Below are 9,370 nucleotides of genomic sequence, written 5' to 3'. Positions count from 1 at the left end.
GCTGCAGAATCAAAAAGACGGTTGTAAGTGGCCTTCAGACGGTTGTAAATGCGATTTAGACGCTTGCAGAATGAAAAAGACGCTTGTAAATGCGTTTTAGACGGTTGCAGCGGCCGTAAGACGCCTGCAGAACGAAAAAGTCGACTGTAAACGGGCATAAGTTGATTGTAATTACATTTTTGACGCCTGTAGAATGAAAAAGACGCTTGTAAGTGCGTTTTATACGCTTGCAGCGGCCGTAAGACGCCTGCAGAATCAAAAAGACGGTTGTAAGTGGCCTTCAGACGGTTGTAAATGCGATTTAGACGCTTGCAGAATGAAAAAGACGCTTGTAAATGCGTTTTAGACGGTTGCAGCGGCCGTAAGACGCCTGCAGAACGAAAAAGTCGACTGTAAACGGGCATAAGTTGATTGTAATTACATTTTTGACGCCTGTAGAATGAAAAAGACGCTTGTAAGTGCGTTTTATACGCTTGCAGCGGCCGTAAGACGCCTGCAGAATCAAAAAGTCGGTTGTAAGTGGCCTTCAGACGCTTGTAAATACGTTTTTGACGCCTGTAATTTGAAAAAGACGCCTGTAAATACGTTTTAGACGGTTGCAGCGGCCGTTAGACGCCTGTAGAATCAAAAAGTTGGTTGTAAGCGGCCTTCAGACGAGTATTGCCTTTGCCTACTGCTCTTCTTCTTCACCCCACTGCTCAGCCTCATAGTCATACAGCTTGTAGTGCTCCGGCTCCAGGTAGTTAGGATAAATCTTCATGTGCTCCCGCTTTACTTCATCATAGATCAGTGAGCGCAGCTCCGCCAGGTGAAAGCGTGTCTTCGCTGACACAAAAATCGACGGCTGGGCCTTGCCCTTGCCATTGGTATGTATGTCTGAGATATCCTCCAGCATGTCCACCTTGTTGTACACCTTGATAGTGCGGATATCTGCCGCCCCGATCTCTTCCAGGGTATTTTCTACCACAGTCACATGGTCTTCATAGGCCGGGTTGGAGGTATCGATCACGTGCAGCAGGATATCCGCTTCTTTCACCTCTTCCAGAGTAGATTTAAAAGACTCGATCAGGTTGTGAGGTAGCTTGCGGATAAACCCTACCGTGTCCGACAGCAAAAAAGGGATTTGGTTGATCACCACCTTGCGCACGGTAGAGTCCACCGTAGCAAAGAGCTCATCCTTGGCATAGACTTTTTCTTTGCTGATCAGCCGCATGAGGGTAGACTTGCCCGCATTGGTATAGCCTACCAGCGCTACGCGCACTATGCCGTCTCGCGACTTTCGGCGTGTAGCTGCCTGGGTTTCTATCTTGTCCAGTTTTTTGCGCAGGATATTGATCTGGTTTCGGATGTTACGTCTATCCGTTTCTATCTCTTTCTCACCGGCACCACCCCGTGTACTGGTGCCCCCACGCTGGCGTTCCAGGTGAGTCCACATACGGGTCAGTCTGGGGAGCAGGTACTGGTAGCGGGCCAGCTCCACCTGCGTTTTGGCCTGGGTGGTTTTGGCCCTTTTCAGGAAAATGTCCAGTATCAGCAAGCTGCGGTCATAGATTTTCACCTTCATTTCCTTCTCCAGGTTGCGCAGCTGCGAGGGGCTGAGGTCATCATCAAAGATCACATTGCCTATTTTCTTTGCCTTTACATATTCTTTGATTTCCTCCAGCTTGCCTTTGCCTATAAAAGTGCGCGGGTCCGGGTGCTCCAGCTTTTGGGCATAGGCTTTTTCTACTTTGATGTCGAGGGTCTGCACCAGGAACTCCAGCTCATCCAAAAACTCTTTGGTTTTCTCGTCCGACTGAAATTTTGGGGCCACCGCCACCAACACTCCATATTCCTGTGCTTTTTTAGTCTCGATCATATATTTTCCCTGTAGATTAAAATTCAGTACATATATTGTACTAGCAAAGTTCAAAATTAGTTTAAAAAATCCCCATACGAGCAGGATTGCATGAAGATCGCCATTGCTATCAATACCAGTTGGAACATCTATAATTTCAGAAAGGGCCTCCTCCAAAGCTTTTTAGATCAGGGCCATGAGGTAGTGGCCATCGCTCCGCCAGACGAATACTCCCCCAAACTGGAAGCCATGGGCTGCAGCTACGTGCCGCTGCCTATGAGTGCCAGCGGGATGAATCCCCTCACTGATGGTAAACTATTGGTGCAGTTTTATCAAGTACTGCGCAGGGAGCGCCCTGATGTGCTGCTTTCCTATACCATCAAGCCCAACATCTACGGGGCATTGGCCTGCAAGGCACTGGGTATCCCGATCATCGCCAATGTCAGTGGGCTGGGCACGGTTTTCTTATGGAAGGGCTATGTAAAAAAACTCGCCGTAAGCCTGTATAGCTTTGCATTTCGGCATGCCAGCTGGGTGTTTTTCCAAAACAACGAAGATCAGGCAGAGTTTACCCGGTTTGTAAAACTGGATGAGCGCAAAACGAGTTTGCTGCCCGGGTCGGGAGTAGACACGCAGCATTTTGCGCAGGAGCCCCTGCCTACAGCTGAGGTGCCAGAGCTGGTGATGATTGCTCGGCTGCTGGTAGAAAAGGGCGTTTATGATTTCATAGAGGCTATCAGGCTGCTCCGCAAAAAAGGGCTCCATGTACGGTTTCATCTCGTAGGGGCATTGGACGAAAGTCATGCCCGCTCCATAGCAGGGGAGGAGCTTGCCACCTGGCAAAAAGAAGGCCTTATTCGCTATACCGCGCATTTAGAAGATGTACGACCGGTCATCGCTCAGGCCAGTGCGGTGGTGCTGCCCTCTTACCGGGAAGGTACGCCGCGTACCCTGCTAGAGGCAGGAGCTATGGGCAGGCCCCTGATCGCTACAGATGTGCCCGGCTGCAGGCATGTGGTGCAGGATGGCAAAAATGGCTTTTTGTGTAAGCCACAAAATCCGGCCGATCTGGCCGCAAAAATCAAACTCTTTTTGGCCCTGAGCCACCAGGAACAAACCGAAATGGCCCACAGGTCACGGAAGTTTATAGAAGAAAACTTTGACCAACAGCTGGTGATCCGGCAGTATCATCGAAAAGTCACCGACCTAACTGGCCGTGATATATAGCTGATCTGTTATCTTTACTCAATTCCATTTAGATTCGCTCTCAGCGTATGAACGAACACTTTTTTGATTTGAAACACCTTTCTGTTCTCCTGGCAGTTTTGCTCATGTCCCTGTCGGGGTGTAAGCTCTACCGTCAGGATATCCTCTTTCAGCTAGACGATGACTTCACCGCCGAGCAGCTGAGTGAGCCAGTAGCAGCCGCGGCGGGCAACTACGTGCTGCGTGCCGGCGACTACCTGGACCTGCGTGTATACACCAATAAGGGTGAGCGGGTAATAGACCCCAATAATGAGCTCATGCAGGGAATGAATCGCCAGCAAAACCAGCAAAACGGAAGGATCGAGTACCTCATACAGCAAAATGGCGTGGCCAAGCTGCCTATGGTGGGCGACGTGAAGCTCGTAGGACTCACTGTAGTAGAAGCAGAGCGCATGCTGGAGCAGGCTTTTGATACTTACTACCAGGAGAGCTTTGTAAAGCTAAAAGTAAACAACCGACGGGTTACAGTGCTGGGGGTAAACGGCGGTGTAGTAGTGCCACTGGATAATGAAAACACCACCCTGGCCGAAGTGCTGGCACTCTATGGAGGGCTAGATCTTGGGGCCAAAGCCAAAAACATCAAGCTGCTGAGAGGGGATCTGAGTGATCCGCAGGTATATGAAATAGACCTTACTACCATCAGCGGTATGAAAGCCAGTGTGATAGCTGTGCGTCCGGGAGATGTCATCTATGTGGAGCCATGGCGCCGGCCTGTATTTGAGTCCATCCGAGATGTGTCGCCATTAATCGGGATCGTCTCTGGTGTCATTACCCTTATTTTGGTCATTCAAAACCTCACCAAGTGAACGATTTCGGGCAGATAGAGGAGCAAAACAACAAGTCAAACGAATTGCTCAATGCGTTTGACCCAGAGAAGTTTTTGTACATCCTGCGCAAGAGCATCTTGTACATCGTAGCATTTCTGATAGTAGGAGCATCTGCAGCTTATCTATACGTGCGGTATACCAAACCCGTATTTGAGTCCAGCTCGGTCATCAAGCTGGATTTTGAAAGCGAAGCACGTGAGCTTGGTCTCTCTCAGGGGATGAAATCAGTAGATATCAATGAAATCTCAGGAGAAATAGAGATCCTCAAGTCCAAGCTTTTCATGTCCAAAGTAGTAGATGCAGTGGGGATGGACGTGTCTTACCACTACTACGGTACCTACCTGACTGACGAGCGCTATACCAATAGCCCGTTTGAGGTGTTTTATGATAAGAAAAGCTTTGGCTACTACGACCGAAAGATAGACCTGGAAATAACAGGTGAAAATACATTTGAGCTGCTTTGGAATGGAGAGAAGCAGACCTACACATTTGGTGATCAGGTGCAAACAAGCGCTTTTACGTGCCGAATCGTAAAGACCAGCAACTTTAGCTTTCCTGAAGTAGAAGGCAAGTACTACTTTGTGGTAAACAGTAATGAAGCGCTGATCAAATACTTTCAAAACACCGTATCCGTACAGCCGGAAAACTTCAATGCCAGGACCATACGCATCTCAATAGTAGATTATAACAAATACAAAGCTCAGGACTTGCTCACAGCCATAGACACGCTCTATCTGGACTATACCAAGCAGGCTAAAAATCAGGCTATAGAGCAAAAATTAACGTTTTTGGAGTCTCAGATGAGCGAAACAGAGCAGCGCATACAGGAGTTTGAGCGGTACTTTGAAAACTTCATCATCGAAAACCGTACGGTCAATTTGCAGGCTGACTTGCAGCAGACCATCGTGGAGTTGGAGCATTTGGACTCTACTTACTTTGAGCTCAAGCGTAAGCAAAGCCAGCTCAATATGCTCAGTCGGGATTTAGAAAATGAATCAGGCGTCATCTTCTCGGGTATCTATGAGGGGTTACCCCCGTATCTGAGTGACTATATGCAGAGCTACCTGCAGCTCAGAGAAGAATACCTGATCAAAAAAGGACAATACCAGGCCAATACGCAGGTGATGCAGCGTATCACCCAGCAGCTGTCACTCCAGCGTGCAGAGCTAAAGCAGGCCCTCACTACCTATCAGGATAGACTCAAAGGCAGAATAGCGCAGGTAGATGCAGGACGCAAACGATTAGAAAAAAACTTTTTGAGGTTGCCTGCTCAGGATACGGAGTATTCTAAAAACAGACGGCTCTATAGCTTGCAGGAGGAGTTTTTGCAATCGCTTCGCAAAACCAAGATGGAGCTCGAAATCACCCGTGCTGGCACTGTCACCAACTTTGTGATCCTTTCACCAGCCTCACTACCCGGCGCACCTATCAAACCACAGCCCAAGCTTATCTATGTGATAGGCATCGTGGCGGCATTGTTTATTTCTGTGGTGTTTGTACTGATACGCTACCTGCTACACAATCAGATCTCCAGCCTCAAGGAGTTGGAGTCGCTGATAGACGTGCCGGTGCTGGGTACAGTGCCTCACTACAGTACAGAAAAGTTGCCGCTCACCAAAATGGTGATCAAGGCCAACTCCAAGTCTGCCATGAGTGAGTCGCTCAGGACCATTCGTACCAATATGGAGTTTCTCAATGGCACCAATGATACCCGGTTGATTACCATTACGTCTACCATCTCTGGTGAGGGTAAAACCTTCGTGGCGGTAAACCTCGGTGCTATCATTGCACTGTCCAACCAGAAGGTGTGTATCGTGGACCTGGACATGCGCAAGCCCAAGGTACACCTGGCGTTTCAGGATGAAGCCAGCCCGAGTGGCATGAGTACCCTGCTGATAGGGAAGAGCAAGCTGGAAGAGACCATCAGGAAAACAGACCATGAAAACCTGGACTACATCCCGGCAGGCCCTAACCCTCCCAACCCTTCAGAGCTTATACTAAACACCGAATACGATCAGCTACTGAGCCAGCTAAAGGACCGGTATGATCTGGTGATACTGGATACACCGCCTGTAGGCCTGGTGACCGATGCAGTGCTGTCCATGAAAAAATCTGATTTGCAGCTTTATGTCATCCGATCGGAATATTCCAAGCGCTCGTTTGTAAAGAGCCTGGAAAACCTCAAGCGCATCAATCAGTTTAGCAACCTTACAGTCATCTTTAACTCTGTAAAAGCAGGAGGAAAGGGCTACGGATATGGCTATGGATATGGCTATGGATATGGGTACGGTTATTACGAGGAATCGAAATAATACAGCTACCTTTGCCTTCGATTAACGAATCCTATGTTTAGCTGGTTTAGCAACAAGCAGAAAATACATACGACTACAGACATTCACAGCCATCTGGTGCCGGGCATAGATGATGGGGTAAAATCCACCTCTGAGGCCCTCACTATACTGCGAAAGCTGGCCTCCTGGGGGTACGAACGGGTGATTACCACGCCGCACATCTATGCAGAGTATTATCCCAATACACCAGAAGTGATCAAAAGTGGCGTTGCCCGCGTGCAGGAAGCAGCTCAAGCCGAAGGTATCCCTGTGAAACTGGAAGCTGCAGCCGAATACTTTATAGATGAAACGCTCATGGAGCGCCTCAAAAACAAAGAAGAGCTGCTATGCTTTGGTAAAGGCCGATATGTATTGGTAGAAACAGGATTCTACAGTAAACCGCTCATCTTTCAGGAAGTGATGTTTGCGATGAAAACGCAAGGGTACACACCCATACTGGCCCACCCGGAACGTTACGAATACCTTCAGTCAGATTTTGGCTGGCTGAGGCAGATTCGGGAGCAGGGCGTAAAACTGCAGGTTTCCATTCCTTCACTAGCGGGACTCTACGGGCCTCAGCCCAGGGCGATTGCTCAGAAACTCTTCGGGGAATCTTTAGTAGACTTTGTTGGTTCTGATATTCATAAGCCTGGCCAACTGGAAGTGCTGAAAAAAGGACTGCAAGTGAAAGTGAAACCTAACAATCTCTTAAACGATCACATAGGGTAGAAACGGCCCATGTGGATAACTTTTGAGGGATTTAGCATTTGTCACACTGAATTTTCAAGTAAATTGTTAGAGCCACAACGAGCACTAGATATAACTTTTTTATATGCAAGAAGAGTATAAGCGCAAGGAAGAGAGGGAGTTGATAAGAAAGTTTGAAGCATTCCTTAAGAAAAAAGAATCATACTATTTTGATGAGGAGACCTACCTTAGGGTCATCAACTATTATCAAAACCATGAAAAATACCCTCAGGCACTTCGTGCATGTGAGGTAGGTCTGGAGCAGTTTTCTTTTTCCATAGACCTGATCATGGAGATGGCTGATGTGCTGGTGAAGCTGGAGCGGCATGCCGAGGCTATCGAAAAGCTGGAGGATGCACTCAACTTTCACCCTAATGACCCGGAAATCCTTATACAAAAAGGTACCATTCATTCGCTGATGTCACAGTACGAGCTGGCCATAGAGTCTTATGAGCGTACGCTGGATTTTGCGGAAGATAAAGATGAGGTGTATTACAGCATAGGGCTCGCCTACCAGGGTATGGGCAACTATGAGCAGGCTGCAGAGAACTACAAGCAGGCCATAGAGCACAACATGCTCAACGAAAACGCACTGTATGAGCTGGCCTACTGCCTGGATGTAACCGGTGAGCTGGAGAGCAGCCTGGACTACTACCATAAGTTTATCGATCAGGACCCCTACTCGGAGTATGCCTGGTATAACCTGGGCATCGTCTACAATAAGCTGGGTAAATACGAAAAAGCTGTAGATGCTTACGAGTTTGCGGTTGCTATAGACGATGATTTCAGCAGTGCTCACTTCAATATGGGCAATGCCTACATGAACCTCGAGCGTTTTGACAAGGCGCTGAATGCCTATACCAAAACTATGGACATAGAGGGGCCTACTGCAGAAACATATTGCCATATAGGGGCTGCCTATGAGAAGCTGCAGCAGTATGACCTGGCCGTGAAAAACTACCAAAAAGCGACCAAGCTGGATCAGCTCTACCACGAAGCGTGGTATGGTATGGGGGTCTGTCTGTCGCTACAGGAAAAGTGGTATGAAGCCATTCATTTTTTGAATAAAGCCCTCAAGCTAGATGTGGAAAATGGCGTGTACTGGAAAGCTGTAGCTGATGCTGAGTTTCGTACGGGCAACATCATCTCGGCGATAGATGCCTACACAGAAGCCAGCGAAATGGATCCCGAAAATGCGCAGATTTGGCTGGACTGGTCTATGGTGTATTTTGAGCAGGGTGATTTTGAGCAGGCACAGGAGATCATAGAAGATGGCCTGGTGGAGTGCCCAGACAATGCCAACCTGTACTATCAAAGTGTGGTGTATCTGATCGAAGGTGGGAAATACAAAATGGCTATAAATCGCCTGGAAACGGGCCTAATGCTCGATTTTGAAGCCCATGTTCGACTATTTGATTTTTTTCCGAAGTTACAGACTCAGAAAGCGCTGTACCAGATCATAGAGCAGTACAGGAAAAACAATCGTTGATTCTAGGTCATTTTTCATAGAATTTGTGATTTTTGTGCCTTCTTAATCAGCCAGAGTCAAAGTTTTTTGTATGAATTATCATTTAAAGCAAATACCTGAGCGTACCACAAAGCCTCGTACCACTGGTTTTACCATGGTCATGGATAAAGGACTTAGCATCCGTGAAGTAGAGGACATGCTGGAGATCTCAGGAGACTATATCGATATAGTGAAGCTCGGATGGGCTACTTCTTTTGTGACCAAAAACCTCAAAGAGAAACTTGCTGTCTACAAGGCTGCGGGCATCCCGGTTTATCTTGGTGGCACTCTTTTCGAGGCTTTTATTGTGCGTGATCAGTTTTCTGATTACCAGAAAGTGCTGGACGAGTTTGGGCTCGAATATGCGGAGGTGTCTGACGGATCTATTGTGTTGGATCACGATAGGAAATGTGAGTACATCTCTACACTAGCCAAGCAGGTGACGGTGCTGAGCGAAGTAGGGTCTAAGGATGCCGAAAAGATCATCCCTCCCTACAAGTGGATCGAACAGATGCAGACAGAGCTGGATGCCGGAGCATGGAAAGTGATCGGTGAAGCCAGAGAGTCTGGAAATGTAGGCTTGTTTAGAGACTCTGGAGAAGTACGTCAGGGACTGGTAGAAGAGATTCTCACTAAAATCCCCGAAGAGAAAATCCTTTGGGAAGCTCCGCAGAAAGAACAGCAGGTGTGGTTTATCAAACTCATCGGGTCTAATGTAAACCTGGGGAACATCGCTCCAAATGAGGTGATCCCACTGGAAACCATCAGGCTAGGGCTGCGTGGAGACACGTTTGATTACTTTCTAGATAAAGTATAAAAGTATTTAACAATTAGCCACCAGATATTCGGTGGCTTT

At 47.8% G+C, this 9,370-nt stretch carries 7 protein-coding genes; 6 read left to right on the top strand and 1 reads right to left on the bottom strand.

Annotated features, from left to right (window positions below; all coding sequences use genetic code 11):
- Nucleotides 1-670: 670 nt before the first annotated feature.
- On the bottom strand, nucleotides 671-1,858 hold the full coding sequence (gene hflX / locus C7460_RS21155; protein ID WP_115870139.1) for a GTPase HflX: 1,188 nt from the start codon (nucleotides 1,856-1,858) through the stop codon (nucleotides 671-673).
- A 90-nt stretch (nucleotides 1,859-1,948) separates the two neighbouring features.
- On the opposite strand from hflX, the gene C7460_RS21150 reads away from it, so the two are divergent.
- The 6 genes from C7460_RS21150 (at nucleotide 1,949) to C7460_RS21125 (ending at nucleotide 9,331) form a co-directional block, all read left to right on the top strand.
- Entirely contained in the window at nucleotides 1,949-3,064 is a 1,116-nt protein-coding gene (locus tag C7460_RS21150; RefSeq protein ID WP_115870138.1) for a glycosyltransferase family 4 protein, read from the top strand.
- Between the two features lie 47 nt (nucleotides 3,065-3,111).
- Nucleotides 3,112-3,909: a polysaccharide biosynthesis/export family protein gene (locus C7460_RS21145; protein WP_115870137.1), complete on the top strand. Its 798-nt coding sequence runs from the start codon at nucleotides 3,112-3,114 to the stop codon at nucleotides 3,907-3,909.
- Nucleotides 3,906-6,242 carry a GumC family protein gene (locus tag C7460_RS21140; protein WP_115870136.1) on the top strand — a complete coding sequence of 779 codons (2,337 nt, stop codon included), beginning with the start codon at nucleotides 3,906-3,908 and terminating at the stop codon, nucleotides 6,240-6,242. The genes C7460_RS21145 and C7460_RS21140 overlap by 4 nt, the downstream gene beginning before the upstream one ends.
- 33 nt (nucleotides 6,243-6,275) lie before the next feature.
- Nucleotides 6,276-6,989 carry a tyrosine-protein phosphatase gene (locus tag C7460_RS21135; protein WP_115870135.1) on the top strand — a complete coding sequence of 238 codons (714 nt, stop codon included), beginning with the start codon at nucleotides 6,276-6,278 and terminating at the stop codon, nucleotides 6,987-6,989.
- A gap of 103 nt (nucleotides 6,990-7,092) precedes the next feature.
- The gene (locus C7460_RS21130; protein ID WP_115870134.1) at nucleotides 7,093-8,496 is read left to right on the top strand and encodes a tetratricopeptide repeat protein; all 1,404 of its coding nucleotides are present in this window, start codon (nucleotides 7,093-7,095) and stop codon (nucleotides 8,494-8,496) included.
- A gap of 70 nt (nucleotides 8,497-8,566) precedes the next feature.
- Complete coding sequence (locus C7460_RS21125) at nucleotides 8,567-9,331, top strand: phosphosulfolactate synthase (protein ID WP_115870133.1); 765 nt, start codon at nucleotides 8,567-8,569, stop codon at nucleotides 9,329-9,331.
- Nucleotides 9,332-9,370: the final 39 nt, after the last annotated feature.

The sequence above is a fragment of the Marinoscillum furvescens DSM 4134 genome, from assembly GCF_003386095.1.
Lineage (GTDB): Bacteria > Bacteroidota > Bacteroidia > Cytophagales > Cyclobacteriaceae > Marinoscillum > Marinoscillum furvescens.
The sequence above is the reverse complement of the archived record's forward strand: the minus strand, read 5'-3'. Positions and strand labels throughout refer to the sequence as shown.

Coding starts and splice junctions, on each gene's coding strand:
- hflX (WP_115870139.1), bottom strand. CDS start 1,858: ATGATCGAGACTAAAAAAGCACAGGAATATGGAGTGTTGGTGGCGGTG.
- C7460_RS21150 (WP_115870138.1), top strand. CDS start 1,949: ATGAAGATCGCCATTGCTATCAATACCAGTTGGAACATCTATAATTTC.
- C7460_RS21145 (WP_115870137.1), top strand. CDS start 3,112: ATGAACGAACACTTTTTTGATTTGAAACACCTTTCTGTTCTCCTGGCA.
- C7460_RS21135 (WP_115870135.1), top strand. CDS start 6,276: ATGTTTAGCTGGTTTAGCAACAAGCAGAAAATACATACGACTACAGAC.
- C7460_RS21130 (WP_115870134.1), top strand. CDS start 7,093: ATGCAAGAAGAGTATAAGCGCAAGGAAGAGAGGGAGTTGATAAGAAAG.
- C7460_RS21125 (WP_115870133.1), top strand. CDS start 8,567: ATGAATTATCATTTAAAGCAAATACCTGAGCGTACCACAAAGCCTCGT.